Raw genomic sequence first — 18,321 nt, 5'->3', positions numbered from 1 at the left:
TGCACGACGGCGAGCTGCTCGACGAGGTTCCGGCCGAGCCGCACGACCAGCGCGTCGAGGCGGTCATCACCCCCGCGGGAGGTCTCAGTGAGATCTCCGGCTGGACGAAATAAACTCCGATGACGCAGCATTGGCACTCGTAGCCGTTGAGTGCCAGTAGAACTTCTCCGGAGGACCAGTGCCGACCTACCAGTACGCGTGCACCGAGTGTGGCGAGCGCCTCGAGGCGGTGCAGTCCTTCTCCGACCCGGCACTGACCGAGTGCCCGGTGTGCCAGGGCCGGTTGCGCAAGGTCTTCAACTCGGTCGGCGTCGTCTTCAAGGGGTCCGGTTTTTACCGCAACGACTCCCGGTCGCCCGCCAAGGAGCCGTCGGCCGGCTCGACGGAGTCGACCAAAGCCGAGACCAAGTCGGAGTCGAAGTCAGAGTCGAAGTCCGAGTCGTCGTCCACGCCGGCCAAGACCGAGTCGAAGTCGAGCACCCCGGCCGCGACCACCGCCGGCAGCAGCTCCTAACCCCAGTGGGGCGGGCGGTCCTCGAGCAGGCGGTCGTCGTTCGAGGCCTCGGTGTCGCCCCAGCCCAGCTGGGTGTCATCGCGTGTCTGCTCGGGCAGCGGCGGCGCGTCCTCGGACTCGAAGTCGACCGTCCGCTCGGCGTCGGCGTCGCGCTCGGGTTGATCCAAGATGTCCACGCGGTCAGGGTATGCCGCGTCGGCGCGCTCGTCGTCCCCCGGTCGCTGTACCGTCGGTGAACGTGAGCATCCCCACCGGTGGCGACGACGCGTACTGGCAGCGGCCGGATGAGGCGGACGACGCGGCCCGGCCCGAGCCACGGCCAGCGAAGCCACCAGAGCCCCCGTACCCGGGACCGCCGCGCACCGAGCCCCCGCCGCCGCACTGGCGCCCGCCGGTCGTGGCCCAGCCCCCGCCGCCGCGCGACATGCCGGCCCAGGATCTCGACGCGCTCGCCGAGGCGGAGGGCTCGGCGCGCACGGTGACCTATGGCGTCGGCCTGGTCGCCGGCGCCATCGCCGTGATCATCATGTGCCTGCTCTGCGCCCGCATCGTCTTCTGAAACCAAGTGGTAGCCCAGGAGGCCATCTGCTTCGCAGATGCCCCTCCGGGCTACCACTGTGAGGTCACGCCGGGCGTCGCAAGCAAGAAGTGGTAGCCCAGAGGCCTATCCGCTGCGCGGATGGCCTCCTGGGCTACCACTTTCTCTAGTACTGGTTTCTCTAGTACTGGCCCCAGACGGCGGTGGCGCCCGAGTCGCCGGTCTTGAAGACGTAGTAGCCGGACACCGCGGCCAGCCCGATCATCACCACGGCCAGGCCGATGTCGGCGGCCTTGGGCAGCGACGCGTTCCTGCGGCCGGTGGCGAACACGGCGATCAGGGACACGGCGCCCAGCGCCACCGAGAGCCAGAAAGTGACCTCGCCGTAGCCCATGTGGTCGCTGAGGATCTCCGCGCCGCGCCCCTTCAGGCCCTGGTCGAGCAGGCGGTCGTAGAGCCTCTCGCCGGACTCCATCGCGACGAACGTGCTGGCCGGGGCGGCGATCCCGAGCAGGGCCACGGCCCAGCCGAGGCGGGGCCGGAACCGCGGGATGATCGCGTAGGCGATCGCGCCGGCCGCGAGCAGGGGCACGAAAATCACGGCCGCGTGCAGCACGAGCGCATGCACCGGCAGGCCGTTTATCTGATCGAACACGGACGCCTCCTCGAAATTTCGGGACCGCTTGCCTAGAAAACACCGGCCGCGGAGACACGGTTCACCGAAACGCTCAAAACTTCAAGAATCTTGATCCTGCGTCGCAAAGTTGAGCGGCACGGGCATCGCATGCTGTCATGGAACGATGTCGACCGGTGCGGAACAGCTGCGCGCGAGTGGCCTCAGGGTCACGCGGCCCCGGCTGGCCGTGCTCGACGTGCTCGGCGAGGGCGGTCACCTCGAGGTCGAGGAGATCACCCGGCGGGTCCGGGACCGTCTCGACTCCGTCTCCACCCAGGGCGTCTACGACGTGCTGGGTGCTCTGTCCCGGGCCGGGCTGGCCCGGCGGGTCGAGCCGGCCGGCAGCCCTGCGCGGTACGAGACCTACGCCGGCGACAACCACCACCACATCGTGTGCCGTGGATGCGGCGCGATCGAGGACGTCGACTGCTCGGTCGGCGAGCGCCCCTGCCTGCAGCCCACCGGCGGGCACGGATTCGCGGTGGACGAGGCGGAGGTCACGTTCTGGGGGCTCTGCCCGTCGTGCCAGGCGCTGCGGAGTGTCGACGCGACCAGCTGAACGTGTTCAATTCGTGGCACTCTTGAGGCATGGACCCTGATCTCGGCCTCTTCGGCCCCGGCTCGGTGACGTGGAAGGTGCACGAGGAGCCGATCGTCACCCTCGGCGGCCTGCGTTCGCTCTACCTGCAGGCGCTGCACCCGCGAGCGGTGGCCGGCGTGGCGCAGAACTCGTCGTACCGGTCCGACCCGTGGGGCCGGCTCAACCGCACCTCCGAGTACGTGGGCACGGTGCTCTACGGGACGATGCCGGAGGTCGAGCTGGCGGCGAGCCGGGTGCGTCGACTGCACTCGAGGATGACCGCCGTCGACGCGCGCACCGGCGAACGCTTCCGGATCGACGAGCCCGACCTGCTGCGCTGGGTGCACGTCGCCGAGGTGGAGTCGTTCGTGACCACCGCGCGCCGGGCCGGCCTCAAGCTGACCGACGCCGAGGTGGACGCCTACTTCACCGAGCAGGTGCGGGCGGCCGAGCTGGTCGGGCTCGACCCGTCGACGGTGCCGGCCACCGCGGCCGAGGTGGAGGCGTATTACGAGGCCATGCGGCCGGAGCTCGGGCTGACCAAGGAGGGCGCGGAGACGGCGTTCTTCCTGACCGTGCCGCCGGTGCCCGACATCTGGGGCGGGTCCGTGGTGAAGCTCGCGCTCAACCTGAGCCCGGCGCGGGCCGGATATTTCGCCGTGGCGAGCACAGCGATCGCGCTGCTCCCGGCCTGGGCCCGCAAGATCTACGGCGGTCTCGGCTGGCCGACGACGGACTTCACCGCCGACCTCTCCGCCCGCGCCATGCGGCTGCTCCTACAGGGCTTCGTGGCCGCCCTCCCGTCGGAATACCGCATCCCGCCGATGCGCCGCGCGGCCCTGGAGCGCGCCGGCCTGGTCACCTAGGCCTCAGCTTTCCGCGGCGGTCAGGGCTTCAGGCCACCTCGACGGCCGCCCAGGGCTCCTTGGCCACGGCCTTGACGCCGGCCGGGCAGCTGCGCTTGAAGTCGCACCACGAGCACAGCGAACCCGGCCGGGTCGGGAACTCCTCGTCGGGGTCGGCGCCGGCGGCCACCGCTTTCTCCGCCGCCACGATGTCGCGTGCCGTGTCCTCCGCCCGCGAGACGTGCCGGGCCAGCGACTCCTCCGTATGCTCGTGCGACGCCACCGTGCCGGTCGGCAGGTGATGCAGCTCGACCCGCCGGCACGGGCGCCGGAACACGCGCTCGGCGGCGTACGCATACAGCGCCAGGGCCCGCGACCCGCGCGCGTCGTCGGCGTCCAGCCCGCTGCGCCCGGTCTTGTAGTCGACGATCACCGCCTCGGGCCCGGCCGGCCCGGGTCGCCCGTCGATCCGGTCGGCCCTGCCGTTGAAGGCCAGCACCGCCGTCTTGGTCGCCACCACCCGCTCGACGCCAAGCGGCTCGTCGGCCGGGTCGAGCGAGGCGACGTAGCCGTCCAGCCACTCGAGCGCCCGCCGATAGGCGATGCGCTCCTGCTCGACGTCGCGGTAACCCTCGCGCACCCAGGTCGCCTTCAACAGCGTGGGCAGCACGCCCCGCTCGCGCCGGTCGGCGGGGAGCGCGAACCAGTTCTTCAACGCCGTGTGCACGCTCGCGCCCAGCGAGTTGTGCGCCCAGGGCGGCCCCTTGGCCGGGGTGGGCCGGTCGACATAGGAATAGCGGTAGCGCCGCGGGCAGTCCTCGAACGCCGCCAGCTTGCTGGGCGTGCAGACGAAGAGCCGCTCGGGCATCCCGCCGAAGCTCAACTGCTCGGTCCCCGACTGTTCTGTCCTCACGGCCACGGCTCAATCCTGCCAGCGGGGTACGACAAACACCTCAGCCGGTCGTGTACAGCCGGACGAACGACGCCACGGCGTCCGCGATCAGCTGCACCGCGATGGCCGCCAGCAGCAGGCCCGCGATCCTGGTCAGCACCTCGATCCCGCCCGGCCGCAGCAGCCGCACGATGACCCCGGAGAAGCGCAGCACCAGCCACACGGTGAGCATCACCGCGACGATCCCCAGCGCGATCACCAGGTGGTCGCCGAAGCCGTCGGCCCGCCGCACGAAGAGCATCGTCGCGACGATCGCGCCCGGGCCGGCCAGCAGCGGCGTGCCCAGCGGCACCAGGGCGACGTTGGTGGTGCCGGCCTGATCCTCCGGCTCGTCCGTCTTGCCGGTCAGCAGCTGCAACGCGACCAGCACCAGCAGCAGACCGCCGGCGCCCTGCAGGGCCGGCAGCTGCACGTGCAGGTAGTCGAGCAGGGTCTGCCCGGCCACCGCGAAGACCACGATGACGCCGAGGGCCAGCAGCACCGCCTGGGTGCCCGCGCGGATCCGCTGCTTCACCGGCAGCGCGCCGGTCAGCGCCAGGAAGACCGGCACCATGCCGGGCGGGTCGACGATCACCAGCAAGGTCACGAAGACCTCGCCGAAAAGCTTGAAGTTCACGCCTTCACCCCAGCACCGGTACGCCGCTCGCGGCCGCCACGATCTTCTCGTACGCCGCGGGCTGAGTGCCGAACGCGCCCAGCTCGACCGTCTTGTGCGTGCCGTGGAAGTCCGACGAGCCGGTCACCACCAGCCCGAGCCGCCCGGCCAGGGCCCTGATCTCGGCGCGCTCGGCCGGTGAATGGTCCTCGTGGTCGACCTCCAGCCCGAACAGCCCGGCGTCGGCGAGCTCCTCGATCAGCCTGTCCGGCACCACCGGCCCGCGTCTGGTCGCCCGCGGATGGGCGAAGACGGGCACACCGCCGGCCCCCAGCACCGCCCGCACGCCTTCGAAGACATCGAGATCGGACTTGGGTACGAAGTAGCGCCCGCCCAGCCAGCCCGAGTGGAACGCCTCGTCGGTGGTGCGCACGAGACCGGCCCTGATCAGGGCCTGCGCGATGTGCGGGCGGCCCACCGAGCCACCCGCGGCGTAGTCGTGGACCTCCGCCCAGGTGATCGGCACGCCGTCGGCGCGGAGCAGGTCGACGATCTGCTCGGCGCGGTGCTCGCGATCGTCGCGCAGTCGTCCGAGGTCGGCCGCGAGCCGGGGCTCGGCCGGGTCGAAGAGATACGCCAGCAGGTGCAGCGCGATCGGCCAGCGCGGGCCGTGCCAGCGGCAGGACAGCTCGGCCCCGCGTACCAGACGCATGCCCTCGGGCCGCGCCGCGGCCGCCTCGGCCCACCCACCGGTGGTGTCGTGGTCGGTGATCGCCATGACGTCCAGACCGGCCGCGGCACCGGCCCGAACCAGCTCAGCGGGCGTCAACGTGCCGTCGCTGGCGGTCGAGTGACAGTGCAGGTCGATTCTGGTCACCGCACGACGCTACCGAACCGGCCGGCTCCGGCATCCCCCGACGTAGGACGGCAGCCTAGGCGTCGTCTCCCCCGTCGCCGTCCTTGCCCAGCCGCGCCTCGACGGCCTGCGGCTCGTACATCTCCTCGACCACGCGCAGGTAGAGCTCGTTGGGGTTGGGCAGGTGCTTGACCTCGCGCAGCGCCTGGTCCTGGCCGGCCGACTCGAGCACGAACGTGCCGTAGCTCAGCATGCGGCCGAGCGCGCTCTGCTCGTACTTCATGTCGGTGACCCGCAGCAGCGGCATCATCGCGACCTTGCGCGTGATGATTCCGTTGACCACCATCACCCGCTTGTTGGTGAGGATGAAGCGATCGAAATACCAGTCGAAGACCTTCCACGCCACCCAGCCGATGACCGCCAGCCAGATCAGCACCGCGGCGGTGACCAGCCCGTCGATGTTCTGCCGGGTCAGGAAGCCGGCCAGGTATCCGAGCAGGACGGTGGCGCCGGCGCCGATCAGCAGCGGGCCGGAGAGGTGGATCCAGTGCCGTTTCCACTCGCCGCGATAGCGCTCGGTGGGGAACAGATAGCGGGAGACCAGAGTGGTCGGTTCGTCCTCGAGCGGGAGCACACGCCGCGAGCCGCCCGGGACACCTGGACCGTCCGGGCCGAGACCCTCCAGCTCCTCCTCGGTGAACTGAGGACGCTGATATTCCGTGGTCTCGCGGTTGTCGCCGTAGTCGTCGTACTCCGACTCGTCGGCGTAGCCCGCCCCGCGCGCGTAACCCGCATCGGGGGAGTAACCGGCGTCCGCCGAGTAACCGGCTCCGGGTGAGTACTGAGGATCGTCGAACGCGGGATCGTTGTACCCGAACGACTCGTCGTCCTCCCGAGGGCGGCGAGCGCCCTCGTCGTGTGATTCGCGCGGCTCGCCTGGACCCATCAGGAAATGTTAAGCGACGAGGTTCGTGAAGAACGTTCCAAAACCCTGCGCGATGTCGCCGATGGTGCTACCGAGTGACGAGAACACCTGGGCAGCCGAGTTCGGGTTGAACGCGATGAAGAAGATTAGGAAAGCGATGCCAAGCCAGGTGAGGACCTTCTTGATCATGGCGGGCCTTCTCCTCCGTGGCGGGTGACGGCTCATCCCGCGGCAGTAAACTGACGGTATCAGTATGGCTGCGTTGTGTGAACGCCGTTGCCCGAAAGGTCCATTACGAACCGATCAGGTACGGCGACGGTGCTCCATACACGAGCTCAGGCGGAATCCCGTCGGACAGATCATGCAGGACGACGTGTTCGGCCAGGAAATAGCCTGCGCTCGCCGGCCAGGCTACCGCATACAGCCACATGCCCTTGGCCTCTGACACGTACGCGGATCGATCTTCCGGACTCTTCACCGACCACAGCGGGATGTGGTGCCCGCCGGCCCTGATCTTCGCGTGTGGACCACCGTGTCCCTTCACATCGCTGAGGCACTCGGCCACCAGATATCCCGGGTCGATGCCGGGGATTCCGGCGAACCGCGTGCCGAGCCCGACGCCGGGTTGCTCGGCGATGAGCACCACGTCGGCCGGACCTCCGCCGAGGGGATCGGGTCCACTGCAGGCGAGCGCCGTCGCTCGTACCCCCAGCCTCTCGTCTCCGGCCCAGCCGACCCCGGTGACCATCCAGCCCGGCGGCAACGGCCACGGGCACCAGAGTGGGGGGCGATCGACCGTGGGGGCGGGCTGGCGCAGCACGCTCTCCACGATCTCCGGGCCGATGTGTCGCATGACCCGGAAGGGTGGGACGTCGCCACAGTTGTCGCAGCGCCACTCGCTGTGCATCAGATCCGGCGGCCGGACCCGTGCAGCACATCGGGGGCAACTGACCGTGACACCCACACTCATACCGTGGGGCCCGGCACGTGTCCCGTCAAGCGAAACCGGCTTTTCACTCATCCGGCGGGGACTCGGCGTGCGCCGTGATCCAGGCGTGCATGGCGATGCCGCTCGCGACGCCCGCATTGATCGACCGGGTCGAGCCGTACTGCGCGATCGAGAACAGCTGGGCGCACCCGGCGCGGGCCGGCTCGGACAGGCCCGGCCCCTCCTGGCCGAAGAGCAGCACGCAGCGCCGGGGCAGGGTGACCGTCTCGAGCGGGCGCGAGCCGGGCAGGTTGTCGATGCCGATCACCGGCAGCTCCTCGGCCTTGGCCCAGGCGACGAAGTCCTCGATCGTCGGATGGTGGCGGATGTGCTGGTACCGGTCGGTGACCATCGCGCCGCGGCGGTTCCACCGGCGCAGGCCGACGATGTGCACCTCGCGGGCCAGGAACGCGTTCGCGTTGCGCACGACCGTGCCGATGTTGAAGTCGTGCTGCCAGTTCTCGATCGCGACGTGGAAGTCGTGCCGGCGGGCGTCGAGATCGGCGATCACGGCCTCGCGGGTCCAGTATCGGTAGCGGTCCACCACGTTGCGCCGGTCGCCGTGGGCGAGAAGATCAGGGTCGTAGCGCTGATCGGTGGGCCACTGATCCGGCTCACCCGGCCAGGGGCCGACGCCCACCTCGTCGCTCATGGGCGGCCATTCTGCAAGACCTGCAGACGCAATGAGCGGCGGGGCCCTCCCCGGCACCCGCCGCCCACGCTCTGTTGGCCTCTAAGTCTGCCTCACCCTACGTATCGATGTGAAGGGATTTCGAAGTGACCCAGGTCACTTTTTAACTTTGTTTTCAGTTGAATCGGGGATTCACGGCACCCGTGCCCATCTGCAGAAGCATGTATGCCGCATGTACCCCGCCCGCTGGCATCCTGCTACATGGCTGCTCAGGACGCATGTGACAGGCGATCACGGTGGGTGAAGGTGCACTCGGACTGCAATTCAGCAGAAGGTGCCCTATCCCACGTGTTGGCCTCCGGATGTCCGGGAATTGACTACCGTGACGTGGGGTTCTACCTCGCGTAAGTCTTATTTCGTGGACGGAGAGATCATGGCCACCGTTACGCTGACCGCGGAGAACTTCGACGAGGTGACCGGCAAGGACGGCATCGTTCTGGTCGACTTCTGGGCCAGCTGGTGTGGGCCCTGCGTGCGTTTCGCGCCGACCTACGAGCGCTCGTCCGAGAAGCACACCGACATCACCTTCGGCAAGGTGGACACCGAGGCCGAGCAGGAGTTGGCCGCCCGGTTCAACATCCGCTCGATCCCGACCATCATGGCCATCCGCGACGGCATCCAGGTCTTCGCACAGCCCGGCGCCCTCCCGGAGTCGCAGCTCGAGTTGCTGATCGACAAGGTCGAGGAGCTCGACATGGAGGACGTGCGCAAGGCGGTCGCCGCGCACCAGCACTGACCCACGTTTCGCACTGCGGGCCGCCCTGAGGGGCGGCCCGTTCCGTTTGCAGGCCGCCGTGTGTGTCGGGTGGACAACATGATCGAACGTGTGTTCGAATCTTCGTCATGCGATGGTCTCACCTGTCGGCGCCCGGCGCCGGCCACGACTCGCTCCCGGCTGGGCCATCCCAGGACAGGGCGGCGCCGGCGGCTCCACCCCTGCCGCTGGCGCTGCCCGGCGCGACCGTGCGCACCTTCGACACGCCGGCCTTCAAGGGCATGACGTTCTACGAGGTGCGGGCCAAATCGATCATCAATCGCGTGCCCGGCGCCTCCCGGGTGCCGTTCGAGTGGACGATCAACCCCTACCGAGGCTGCTCACACGCCTGCTCGTACTGCCTGGCCGGCGACACGCCAGTGCTGATGGCCGACGGCAGCACCCGGCCGATGGCCGAGCTGCGCCCCGGCGACGCGGTGATGGGCACGATGGGCGCCGGGCCACACCGGCGGTATGTGCCGACCACGGTGCTCGACCACTGGACCACCACCGAGCCGGCGTTCCGGGTGACCCTCGCCGACGGCACCCGCCTGGTGTCCAGCGGCGAGCACCGCTTCCTGACCGACCGTGGGTGGCGGCACGTGGCGCCCGCGAGGCCGGGTTGCCCGGCGCTGGCCGTGGGCGACCGGCTGCCCGGGGTCGGGCGGTTCGCCGACCCGCCCAAGGAGTCGCCCGACTACCAGACCGGATTCCTCTGCGGCCTCGTCCGCGGCGACGGCGGGCGGGCGCGCGACGGCGACGCCTGGGTGCGGGCCGACGGCTATCTCGACGAGGTCAAGCTGCACGACGCGCTGCGCTGGCCGGCCGAGCCGACCGAGGCGTGGTTCCGCGGCTTCCTGGCCGGCGCGTACGGTTCGACCGGCCGCACCGACCGGCTGGCGGTGGTCTTCACCAGCCGCGACGAGATCTTCCTGAGCCACGTCACCGAGGCGTTGAGCCGGTTGGGCATCTCGAGTCGCAGCCCCGTTCACCCCGGTCCGGCGTCGCGCCGCCCGCTCGGCGCCGCACCCACCGTCGAGACCATGCGTGACCTCTGGTCGGCCCTGCGCTTCCGGCATCTGACCGGTGTCACCGACGCGCCGCTGGACGTCTCCGGGGTCGGCGTGCGCAGCGCGGGTCAGCTCACCGTCGTCGACATCGAGCCGCTCGGGCTCACCATGCCGCTCTACGACATCACCACGGGGACGGGCGACTTCGTCGCCGACGGGGTGGTCAGTCACAACTGCTTCGCGCGCAATACGCACACCTATCTCGACCTGGACGCCGGCCATGACTTCGACTCGCAAGTGGTGGTCAAGGTCAACGCCGGGGAGGTGGTCCGGCGCGAGCTGGCCGCGCCCCGGTGGTCCGGTGCGCACATCGCCATGGGCACGAACGTGGACGTCTACCAGCGGGCCGAGGGCCGCTATCGACTGATGCCGCCGATCCTGGAGGCGCTGCGCGACTTCGCCAACCCGTTCTCGATCCTCACCAAGGGCACGCTGATCCTGCGCGACCTCGAGCTGCTCGAGCAGGCGGCACGCGTGACGCGGGTCGGGGTGTCGTTCTCGGTCGGGTTCCTCGACGAGCGCGTGTGGCGGTCGGTGGAGTCCGGCACGCCCAGTCCGCGGCGGCGCCTCGACGCGGTGCGCACGCTGACCGATGCCGGTTTCTCGGTCGGCGTGCTGATGGCGCCGATCCTGCCCGGCCTGACCGACACCGACGAGTCCATCGACGAGACGGTCGCCGCGATCGCCGCGGCCGGTGCGACCAGCGTGACGCCGCTGCCGCTGCACCTGCGCCCGGGCGCCAAGGAGTGGTATGCCGCCTGGCTCCGCAAGACCCACCCCGAGCTGACACCGCGATATCGCGAGCTGTACGGCCGCGGTTCCTACCTGCCGCGGCCGTTCCAGGACGAGATCACCGCGCGGGTCCGGCTCGCCGCACGCCGGCACGGGCTGCACAGGGCGGACCCTGGTGAGGCCCGCAGCCTCCCGGTGACCGAGGATCCCGCGCCGCTGTTTCCCGGGGTGCCGCCGTCCTCCGCGGAGTCGCGCTCGCCCGAGCCGACCCAGCTGACCTTGCTGTAGGCGGGCGCAGAACACCTAGTAGGTCGAGTCGCCCGCGGTCTCCGACATGATGATCGCGAAGATCAGGACCCCGGCGATGATCAGGCCGATCACGAAGACCGACCAGCCGACGATGATGCCGGCCAGCGCCATGCCTCCGCCGCTCGCCCCGGTGTTGCGGATCCGCTTCTGCGCCACGTGCCCGAGGATCGCGCCGACCAGGCCGAGGATCGCGCCGATGCCCCAAGTGCACAGGCCGAGCACCGAGACGCACGAGACGACCAGCGAGGCGATCGCCATCCCGTCGTTCGGCGGCGTGAGCGGGAAGGACGGCTGCGCGTACGGGCTGCCGTATCCGTACGGGACGTTGGGGTCGTAACCGTAGGGCTGCTGGGGAGCGTAGGGATTGTCCGGCACGAAACCCTGCGGCTGCTGGTAGGGCTGCACCGGATCGGGCGAGAACGAGCCACCCGGGCCCGGTGGTGGGGGGTAGGTCATCGCGTTCTCCGTCCGGCCGATCGATTCGTCAGCCAGGATAGTCAGGGCCGTCACCCACGGGTGCCCGCTCGAACACGGCGGCACGAACCGGGGACCCCGTGTTTGCTCCCGCACCCGGGACCGGGCAGGATCGCCGCATGGCCGATTCCCGGCACCCAACGGAGGCCCGCTCCCGCAGCGGCAGCCGGCCGAGGCGGGATGCGACACGACCCGCGACCGGTCGCCGGCCACGCAGCACGACGTCCACGACCAGCGCCGAGTCCACGCCGGAGGCCGAGATGGGTTTCGACGACCCCGAGAACGACGCGGAAGAGTTTCCCGTCACCCTGCGGCTGGACGGCAAGGTGGCGCTGGTCACCGGCGCCGGCAGTCCGGACGGCATCGGGTACGCGACCGCGCGCCGCCTGCGCGACCTCGGCGCCCGGGTGGCCATCGTGTCCACCACCCGCCGCATCCACGAGCGCGCCTCCGAGCTGGCCGTGACCGGCTTCGTCGCCGACCTGACCGACGAATCCGAGGTGGGCGCGCTCGCCGACGCCATCGCCGACTCGCTCGGCGACGTCGAGGTGCTCGTCAACAACGCCGGCCTCGCCAGCCGGGCGAGCCCCGAGGTGCTCCGGCCGGTGGCGCAGCTCACGTACGACGAGTGGCGCTCCGAGGTCGACCGCAACCTGAGCACCGCGTTCCTGTGCAGCCGGGCCTTCGTGGGCGGCATGGCGGAGCGTGGCTGGGGCCGGATCGTGAACCTGGCCGCCACGGCCGGCGCGGTCAACGCGCTGCCGACCGAGGCCGCCTACGCCGCGGCGAAGGCCGGCGTGGTCGGCCTGACCCGCGCGCTGGCGATGGAGCTGGTCGCCGACGGAGTGAACGTCAACTGTGTCGCGCCGGGCACGATCTACACCGCTGCGTCCACAGTGACCGAGATCAAGCAGGGGCTGGGCACGCCGATAGGGCGTCCGGGCACACCGGACGAGGTGGCGGCGGCGATCGCCTTCCTCTGCTCACCCGCAGCGTCCTACATCACCGGTCAGATGCTGGTGGTGGACGGCGGCAACAGCGTGCGCGAGGCAGAGTTCCGCTGACCGCAACCGGCCGGCCCTCGTGCGAAGGCCGGCCGGCGACGTGTCAGTAACCGCTGCTGGCCGAGCTGGCGCCCAGCACGCCGGCGAGCACCCCGAAGAGGCAACCCGCGACGGCCAGGCCGGTGAAGATGTAACCGAGCCAGAGACCGGCGGTGGCCAGGCCCTCGCCCTGCTCACCGGTCTGCCGGATCTGCTTTTTCGCGATGTGGCCCAGGAAGATCGAGGCCGGCGCGAAGATGAACGCGAAGACGAGCGCGAGGATCGCCATCGTGTTGGTGGTCTGCACCTGCGGCTGACCGTAGGGCTGCTGCTGGTAGCTCGGGCCCGTGGCGCCGTACTGCGGTGGCGGGTTGTAGGCCGGAGGCGGATAGGGCTGCCCGCTCGAAGGCGCACCGCTCGACGGAGTCGAATACGGGTCCTGCGCGTACGGGGACGGCTCTTGCTGCCCGTACGGCTGCTGAGGCTGGTAAGGGTCGGGCGAGCCGCCGGTCGGCGGATAGCTCATGTCGGTCCTCCTCGTTCACCGGGCACCGTACTAGTAGCAGCGAGCGAACGGACACCCCGTTCGCTGTCGTGTTCCCTGCTTGTGACGCTGTTGGGATGGATCAGCTCAGGCGAGTGAGTCCGGCGACGGCCCGTTCGACCGCCAGACAGCGGTCCTCGACGTAGTCGATGCCCGCCTCGGTCGCGATCCGGCGCGCCTCCGCGGAGACGATCCCGGACTGCAGCCACACGGCGGGCGCATTGATGGCAACAGCTTGCCGCACTATCTCAACGGCGTCGGCGGCCGGCCGGAAGATGTCGACCAGATCGACGGGCTCGCCGATGTCGGCCAGCGTCGGCACGGCCTTCACCCCGAACACCTCGTCGGCGAACGGGTTGACCGGGATGATCCGCCAACCGTGCTCGAGCATCTGCCGAGGCACCGAATGCGACGGCTTCCACGGCTCCCGCGAGGCGCCCACGACCGCGATGACCTCGGCCCCCCGAAGGATCTCTTCAGCACTACGCATCACTCGATGCTACGACGCGCTGTCATTACTTCCGGCCACGTCCACGGCTCCGGCGCCGGTCTCCGGCGGCAACGCGGGCCCGCGGCGGGAGAAGAGGATCACCACCGCCACGCCGGCGAGCAGGAGAGCCAGGCCCGGGAGGGCGGCCACGCGCGGGGTCTGGTTCAGCCACAGCCAGGCCAACAGGGTCGCGGCCGGGGTTTCCAGCAGGATCAGGACGCTCACGGTCGTCGCCGTGGTGTGCTGCAAGGCGTAGTTGAACATCGAGTGGCCGAGGAGCTGAGGGCCGATGATCAGGGCCGCGATGGCGAGCCAGGTGCTCAGCGCGTACCCCGTCAGTGGTGTTCTGAGGGTGAGACAGACGACCAGCAGCACCACCGCGCACGTGCCGTAACACGCCCACGTGTAGGTCGTCGTGCTCAGGCGGACGCGCACGCGCTCGCCGAGCGCGGTGTAGACCGCCGCGGCCATCCCGCCGATCAGCGCGAGCACATCGGAGAGCACCGCCCGGCTCGACACCCCGACGTCGATGCCCGTCGCCCAGGCCGCGCCGATCACCGCCAGCGCGATGCCCACCCAGGCCGCGGTCGACGGGCGACGGCCCTGCCCGGCCGCGATCAGCCCCTGCCACACCGGTTGCGTCGCGACCAGCGCCGTCGCGGTCGCGACCGAACCCAGCTGCACGCTCGGAATCCAAGTGCCGAAGTGCACGGCGAGCGCCAAACCGGACAACACGCAGAAAAGCCCGTCGCGATGCTTCCCGCGCAGCAGACCGCGGAGCTCGGCCCGCCGGGGACCGGCCGTGACTCCAGTGAGCACGGCGGCCGCGACGCCGTTGCGCCAGAAGGCGATGGCCAGGGCCGGAGCGGCGGCGAACGCGATCAGCGGGGCCGAGGAGGACACCGCCAGAACCGCCACGGTGAGGGCCGCCGCGGTGAGCAGAGTGCGGTTTGAGCGCATATTCATCCCCCGGCGTCACTTCTGACGGTTGTGCATCACAGTTTGTCGACCGGTGTTGAGCAGAAAGTGAAGAGGTCGTTACTCTCCCGACGGTCACATCTGTCAATGCCCTGGGAGGCTGGTTCGCCGTGTCCGCATACCGCACGGTCATCTTCGATTTCTTCGGCACACTGACCCGGTCGGTCACCCGGGGGCCTCAGCATGCCGACATCGCCAGGCGGCTGGGCTGCGACCCCGAGGTGATCCGCGGCGTTCTGGATCGCACGTTCCACTCCCGGGCTCGGGGGACCTTCGGGTCGGCCGAGGCCACCCTACGGTGGGTGTCCGAGCAGGCCGGTGGCCGGCCGCGGCCGGAGCAGCTGCAGGCCGCGGTGCCGGCCCGCGTGGACGCCCTCAGGGCCGACACGAGACTGCGCCCCGACGCGGTGAGCGCCCTGACGGCGGTGAAGGCGCGCGGTCTGTCGACCGCCTTGATCAGCGACTGTACGCACGAACTGCCGGCATTCCTGCCGAGCCTGCCCGTGTCGGACCTGCTCGACGCGCGCGTCTTCTCGGTCGAGGTGGGCTTCTGCAAGCCGGATCCGCGGATCTACCGGGCGGCGTGCGAGATGCTGGGGGTACGCGCTGAGGAGTGCGTCTACGTCGGCGACGGCGGCAGCCGGGAGCTGACGGGGGCCGCTGCGGTCGGCATGACCCCGGTCCGGCTGAACGCCCCGGACCTTGCCGACCACCTGGTCTTCGACCGGGACAACAACTTCGACGGCCCGGCGATCGACTCCCTGACGGACCTCCTGACCTTGATCGACCGCACCCCAGCCTTGGTCTGACCACTCAACTGGTAGCCCACCCACCTGTCCGAGGCCTCCCCAGGTGCGTCAGCTACCACTTTCGCTGCCCGCCGGTTGCCCCACGGCACAGTGGTAGCCCAGCCACCTGTCCGAGGGCTCCACAGGTGTCTGGACTACCACTTCGGCTCGCGGCCCCCGTGCCGCGGGCGTGCGAGGATGACCGGCGTGGGTGCTGCGCTTGTCGAAGAGGCGATCAAGAAGGCCGCGATCGCCTGGATCTCCGTCGCGGACGGGGCGGCGGTCGGGCTGTGGTGCATGCCGCTGGACGGGTCGCTGATCATCGTCAGCGGGCCCGGCGAGCAGGCCGCGCCCGGGCTGGCCGAGGCGAGCCGGGCGAGCGTGCGGCTGCGCGGTGACAACGGCGGGCTGATCGTGATCTTGGAGGCGTCGGTCGAGCGCCTGCGGCCGGGCAGCGAAGACTGGGACACCGTCGCGCCGCAACTGGCCAACAAGCGGCTCAACGGTCGCGGCACGGCCGACGAGCAGGTGGCGCGCTGGGCCGAGACGGGCTGCGCCGTGGTCCGGCTGACGCCGGTCGAGGAGCCGCCGGTCGCCTCGCCCGATCTGCCGAGCGACTCCGGCGCCGAGCCGCCCCGCGAGACCCCGGCCCGCAACAAGACCCGCCGCCCGTTCCGGCTGCACCGCGTCCGTCGCCGACGCTGATCAAGCAGGGCGCGCCACGACCCGGTGTGGACAACGCCGGGAAACTGTCATACCCGGGCCCTAACTTGAGGCCCACCCAGTGCCGGGGTGGGGGAGGTGGCGGCGCGGGTGATCAGCGCGGCGAGCGCGCGGCTCGGCGAGCGCGCGGCTCGGCTAGCGCGCGGCTCGGCGTCAGCCGATGAACGGCGGGACGGCCATCTCGCCGCGGGCGATCGGGACCACATGGCCCGTCACCGTTGCGCTCGTCACCGCTCCGCCGACCGCCGTTGCCGTGCACGCCAACGTTGACGGGCGGCGCATCTCCGCGCCCTGGTGGACCGTGTACGACGTAGTGCCCTCCCCCGGCAGCAGGCCCGCCGCCGTCAGCCACACGCCCAGGCCCAGGGCCGCCGAGCCGGTCGCCGGGTCCTCCGGGACCGACACCGCCGGGCAGAACACCCGGGCGTGCGCCGTCCGCGAGTCCTTGTCCCAGGCGAAGACGCTCATCCCGGTCACCTCTAGCATGGCGGCCGCTCGCGGGTCGAGCACCGTCGCGGCCGGCACGGCTTCCGGGCGTACCGGTAGGAACACGAACTCCAGCCCGCACCCGGCCGAGCGTGGGGCGCCTTCCGCGAGGTCCTCGGCGCGCAGGCCGGCCAGGGCCAGCAGCGGCTCCGGATCGCGCGGCGGGCCCAGCGTCGGTGTTCCGCCGGTCAGCGTCGCCCCGCCCGCGGCGGTCACGGTGATCGGCAGCAGCCCCGCGCCGCACTCCTGCACCACCTGTCCCTCGCCGAACAGGCCCCGTCGCATCGCGACCACCGCCGCCCCGACGCTCGGGTGTCCGGCGAAGGGCAGCTCCCGCTCCGGGGTGAAGATCCGCGCCCGGTACGTCGCATCCGTCGTGGGCGGCAGCAGGAACACCGTCTCGGAGAGGTTGAACTCGCACGCCAGCGACTGCATCTGCGAGGTCGCCAGCGCCGCGGCGTCGAAGACCACGGCCAGCGGGTTCCCGGCGAAGGGGCGGTCGGTGAACACGTCAACAATCTCGTACGCCACGGTGGACATGTCCGGACCCTAGCCAGGGCCTACTCTGAACCCGTGACCATGGGGACGCGGGTTTATCTGGCGCGGCTGGCCGCGCTGCCGGTCTTCGATCCCAACGGCGACCGGGTCGGCCGGGTTCGTGACGCCGTGGTCCGGCTGCGCACCACGAACCGCCCGCCGCAGGTGGTCGGCCTGGTCGCCGAGATGGCCCTGCGCCGGCGCATCTTCCTGCCGATCGGCCGGATCACGAGCATGGATTCGGAGTCGGTGGCGCTGTCCAGCGGCTCGCTCAACCTGCGCCGGTTCGAGAAGCGGCCCAACGAGCTGCTCGTGCTGGAGGACCTGCTGGACCGCCGGGTCAGCTATGCGCCGGACGGGGTCGCGGGGACGGTGGTCGACCTGGGGATGGATCAGAACAGCTCCAGCGAATGGCTGATCACCCGCGTGGCGATCCGCGAGCACACCGGCCGGCTGACCCGCCGCGGGCACATCGTGCAGATCGAGTTCGAGCGGGTGCGCGGCCTGATCGGGCCGACCGACACCCAGGGCTCGGCCAACCTGGTGGCACTGCTCGAGCAGATGCGCCCGGCGGACATGGCGAACGCCCTGCAGGACCTGCCCGACGCCCGCCGTAACGAGGTGGCCGCCGCGCTGAGCGACCGTACGCTCGCCGACGTCCTCGAGGAGCTGCCCGAGCACGACCAGGTGGAAATCCTGATCCAGCTCGATCGCGAGCGCGCCGCCGACGTGCTCGAGCGGATGGACCCGGACGACGCCGCCGACCTGCTGGCGGAGCTGCCCAAGGCGGAGCAGACGCTGCTGCTGGACCTGATGGAGCCCGACGAGGCGGCCCCGGTCCGGCAGCTGATGAACTACAGCCCGGGCACCGCGGGCAGTGTGATGACCTCGGAGCCGGTGATCATGACGCCGGATTCGACGGTGGCCGAGGCGCTGGCGCGGATCCGCGAGCCGGAGCTGCCGCCGGTGGTCGCCGCGCAGGTCTTCGTGGCCCGCGCCCCGAGCGCCACGCCGACCGGCAAATATCTGGGCATGGTCCACTTCCAGCGCCTGCTGCGGGAGCCGCCGGCGTCGATCCTCGGCGGCCTGGTGGTCAACGACATCGACCCGCTGCACCCGGAGACCGACCTGAAGGACATCACCCGGCGGTTGGCGACATACGACTTGGTGTCGTTGCCGGTGGTCGACAACGCGCACCGGGTGGTCGGCGGGGTGACGGTCGACGACGTGCTG

The 18,321-nt window shown here is 70.6% G+C and carries 24 protein-coding genes; 10 read left to right on the top strand and 14 right to left on the bottom strand.

From position 1 onward, the window contains the following. Positions 1 to 178 precede the first annotated feature (178 nt). The gene (locus AB0M20_RS03900; protein WP_364293275.1) at positions 179 to 514 is read left to right on the top strand and encodes an FmdB family zinc ribbon protein; all 336 of its coding nucleotides are present in this window, start codon (positions 179 to 181) and stop codon (positions 512 to 514) included. On the opposite strand, the gene AB0M20_RS03895 is transcribed toward AB0M20_RS03900, so the two are convergent. Further along, positions 511 to 690: a hypothetical protein gene (locus AB0M20_RS03895; protein WP_364293272.1), complete on the bottom strand. Its 180-nt coding sequence runs from the start codon at positions 688 to 690 to the stop codon at positions 511 to 513. The genes AB0M20_RS03900 and AB0M20_RS03895 overlap by 4 nt on opposite strands. Positions 691 to 752: 62 nt before the next feature. Here AB0M20_RS03895 and AB0M20_RS03890 point away from each other — a divergent pair, with 62 nt between their 5' ends. Next, positions 753 to 1,073 (top strand): translation initiation factor 2, encoded by a 321-nt coding sequence (locus AB0M20_RS03890; RefSeq protein ID WP_364293269.1) that lies wholly within the window; start codon positions 753 to 755, stop codon positions 1,071 to 1,073. A gap of 160 nt (positions 1,074 to 1,233) precedes the next feature. Here AB0M20_RS03890 and AB0M20_RS03885 read toward each other — a convergent pair whose 3' ends face one another. Beyond that, positions 1,234 to 1,707 (bottom strand): DUF2231 domain-containing protein, encoded by a 474-nt coding sequence (locus AB0M20_RS03885; protein WP_364293266.1) that lies wholly within the window; start codon positions 1,705 to 1,707, stop codon positions 1,234 to 1,236. Positions 1,708 to 1,852: 145 nt separating this feature from the next. Here AB0M20_RS03885 and AB0M20_RS03880 point away from each other — a divergent pair, with 145 nt between their 5' ends. Together AB0M20_RS03880 and AB0M20_RS03875 are read left to right on the top strand one after the other, a co-directional pair. Continuing rightward, entirely contained in the window at positions 1,853 to 2,287 is a 435-nt protein-coding gene (locus AB0M20_RS03880) for a Fur family transcriptional regulator (protein WP_364293263.1), read from the top strand. 29 nt (positions 2,288 to 2,316) lie between these two features. Next, positions 2,317 to 3,174 carry an oxygenase MpaB family protein gene (locus AB0M20_RS03875; RefSeq protein WP_364293260.1) on the top strand — a complete coding sequence of 286 codons (858 nt, stop codon included), beginning with the start codon at positions 2,317 to 2,319 and terminating at the stop codon, positions 3,172 to 3,174. Positions 3,175 to 3,202: 28 nt separating this feature from the next. Here AB0M20_RS03875 and AB0M20_RS03870 read toward each other — a convergent pair whose 3' ends face one another. The 7 genes from AB0M20_RS03870 to AB0M20_RS03840 all read right to left on the bottom strand — a co-directional run bounded on the left by AB0M20_RS03870 (position 3,203) and on the right by AB0M20_RS03840 (position 8,121). Continuing rightward, a complete protein-coding gene (locus AB0M20_RS03870; RefSeq protein ID WP_364293278.1) occupies positions 3,203 to 4,021 on the bottom strand; it encodes a PD-(D/E)XK nuclease family protein in 819 nt (272 codons plus the stop codon). Positions 4,022 to 4,106: 85 nt separating this feature from the next. Further along, positions 4,107 to 4,721: a MarC family protein gene (locus AB0M20_RS03865; RefSeq protein ID WP_364293257.1), complete on the bottom strand. Its 615-nt coding sequence runs from the start codon at positions 4,719 to 4,721 to the stop codon at positions 4,107 to 4,109. Positions 4,722 to 4,725: 4 nt separating this feature from the next. Then, a complete protein-coding gene (locus AB0M20_RS03860; protein ID WP_364293254.1) occupies positions 4,726 to 5,577 on the bottom strand; it encodes a PHP domain-containing protein in 852 nt (283 codons plus the stop codon). Positions 5,578 to 5,632: 55 nt separating this feature from the next. Next, positions 5,633 to 6,502: a PH domain-containing protein gene (locus AB0M20_RS03855; RefSeq protein WP_364293251.1), complete on the bottom strand. Its 870-nt coding sequence runs from the start codon at positions 6,500 to 6,502 to the stop codon at positions 5,633 to 5,635. Between the two features lie 9 nt (positions 6,503 to 6,511). Next, positions 6,512 to 6,670 carry a hypothetical protein gene (locus tag AB0M20_RS03850; protein ID WP_189078560.1) on the bottom strand — a complete coding sequence of 53 codons (159 nt, stop codon included), beginning with the start codon at positions 6,668 to 6,670 and terminating at the stop codon, positions 6,512 to 6,514. 103 nt (positions 6,671 to 6,773) lie between these two features. Continuing rightward, positions 6,774 to 7,451 (bottom strand): DUF6758 family protein, encoded by a 678-nt coding sequence (locus AB0M20_RS03845; protein WP_364293247.1) that lies wholly within the window; start codon positions 7,449 to 7,451, stop codon positions 6,774 to 6,776. 43 nt (positions 7,452 to 7,494) lie between these two features. Beyond that, entirely contained in the window at positions 7,495 to 8,121 is a 627-nt protein-coding gene (locus AB0M20_RS03840; RefSeq protein ID WP_364293244.1) for an RNA methyltransferase, read from the bottom strand. Between the two features lie 412 nt (positions 8,122 to 8,533). Here AB0M20_RS03840 and trxA point away from each other — a divergent pair, with 412 nt between their 5' ends. Both trxA and AB0M20_RS03830 read left to right on the top strand, forming a co-directional pair. Then, positions 8,534 to 8,896, top strand: coding sequence for a thioredoxin (trxA, locus tag AB0M20_RS03835; RefSeq protein WP_364293241.1), 363 nt, complete (start codon positions 8,534 to 8,536; stop codon positions 8,894 to 8,896). 107 nt (positions 8,897 to 9,003) lie between these two features. Then, positions 9,004 to 11,004, top strand: coding sequence for an intein-containing Rv2578c family radical SAM protein (locus AB0M20_RS03830; protein ID WP_364293238.1), 2,001 nt, complete (start codon positions 9,004 to 9,006; stop codon positions 11,002 to 11,004). Between the two features lie 15 nt (positions 11,005 to 11,019). On the opposite strand, the gene AB0M20_RS03825 is transcribed toward AB0M20_RS03830, so the two are convergent. Then, positions 11,020 to 11,481: a DUF4190 domain-containing protein gene (locus AB0M20_RS03825; protein ID WP_364293235.1), complete on the bottom strand. Its 462-nt coding sequence runs from the start codon at positions 11,479 to 11,481 to the stop codon at positions 11,020 to 11,022. A 137-nt stretch (positions 11,482 to 11,618) separates the two neighbouring features. On the opposite strand from AB0M20_RS03825, the gene AB0M20_RS03820 reads away from it, so the two are divergent. Next, positions 11,619 to 12,563 (top strand): SDR family NAD(P)-dependent oxidoreductase, encoded by a 945-nt coding sequence (locus AB0M20_RS03820; RefSeq protein ID WP_364293232.1) that lies wholly within the window; start codon positions 11,619 to 11,621, stop codon positions 12,561 to 12,563. A gap of 43 nt (positions 12,564 to 12,606) precedes the next feature. On the opposite strand, the gene AB0M20_RS03815 is transcribed toward AB0M20_RS03820, so the two are convergent. From AB0M20_RS03815 to AB0M20_RS03805, 3 genes are all read right to left on the bottom strand, one after another. Beyond that, complete coding sequence (locus AB0M20_RS03815; RefSeq protein WP_364293229.1) at positions 12,607 to 13,068, bottom strand: DUF4190 domain-containing protein; 462 nt, start codon at positions 13,066 to 13,068, stop codon at positions 12,607 to 12,609. A 100-nt stretch (positions 13,069 to 13,168) separates the two neighbouring features. Next, positions 13,169 to 13,576 carry a CoA-binding protein gene (locus tag AB0M20_RS03810; RefSeq protein ID WP_364293226.1) on the bottom strand — a complete coding sequence of 136 codons (408 nt, stop codon included), beginning with the start codon at positions 13,574 to 13,576 and terminating at the stop codon, positions 13,169 to 13,171. 9 nt (positions 13,577 to 13,585) lie between these two features. Then, a complete protein-coding gene (locus tag AB0M20_RS03805) occupies positions 13,586 to 14,542 on the bottom strand; it encodes a DMT family transporter (protein WP_364293223.1) in 957 nt (318 codons plus the stop codon). Positions 14,543 to 14,664: 122 nt separating this feature from the next. Here AB0M20_RS03805 and AB0M20_RS03800 point away from each other — a divergent pair, with 122 nt between their 5' ends. Then, complete coding sequence (locus AB0M20_RS03800) at positions 14,665 to 15,363, top strand: HAD family hydrolase (RefSeq protein ID WP_364293220.1); 699 nt, start codon at positions 14,665 to 14,667, stop codon at positions 15,361 to 15,363. A 177-nt stretch (positions 15,364 to 15,540) separates the two neighbouring features. Then, positions 15,541 to 16,047 (top strand): hypothetical protein, encoded by a 507-nt coding sequence (locus AB0M20_RS03795; protein WP_364293217.1) that lies wholly within the window; start codon positions 15,541 to 15,543, stop codon positions 16,045 to 16,047. Positions 16,048 to 16,218: 171 nt separating this feature from the next. On the opposite strand, the gene AB0M20_RS03790 is transcribed toward AB0M20_RS03795, so the two are convergent. After that, positions 16,219 to 17,091, bottom strand: a complete 873-nt coding sequence (locus tag AB0M20_RS03790; protein WP_364293214.1) for a PhzF family phenazine biosynthesis protein — start codon at positions 17,089 to 17,091, stop codon at positions 16,219 to 16,221. 33 nt (positions 17,092 to 17,124) lie between these two features. Here AB0M20_RS03790 and AB0M20_RS03785 point away from each other — a divergent pair. Beyond that, positions 17,125 to 18,321, top strand: a 1,197-nt coding sequence (locus AB0M20_RS03785; protein WP_364293211.1) for a CBS domain-containing protein, incomplete at its 3' end; no start/stop codon positions are given.

It is taken from the genome of Actinoplanes sp. NPDC051633, assembly GCF_040681735.1.
GTDB lineage: Bacteria > Actinomycetota > Actinomycetes > Mycobacteriales > Micromonosporaceae > Actinoplanes.
Note: the sequence above shows the minus strand (reverse complement) of the source record. Positions and strands in the feature narration are given on the sequence as shown.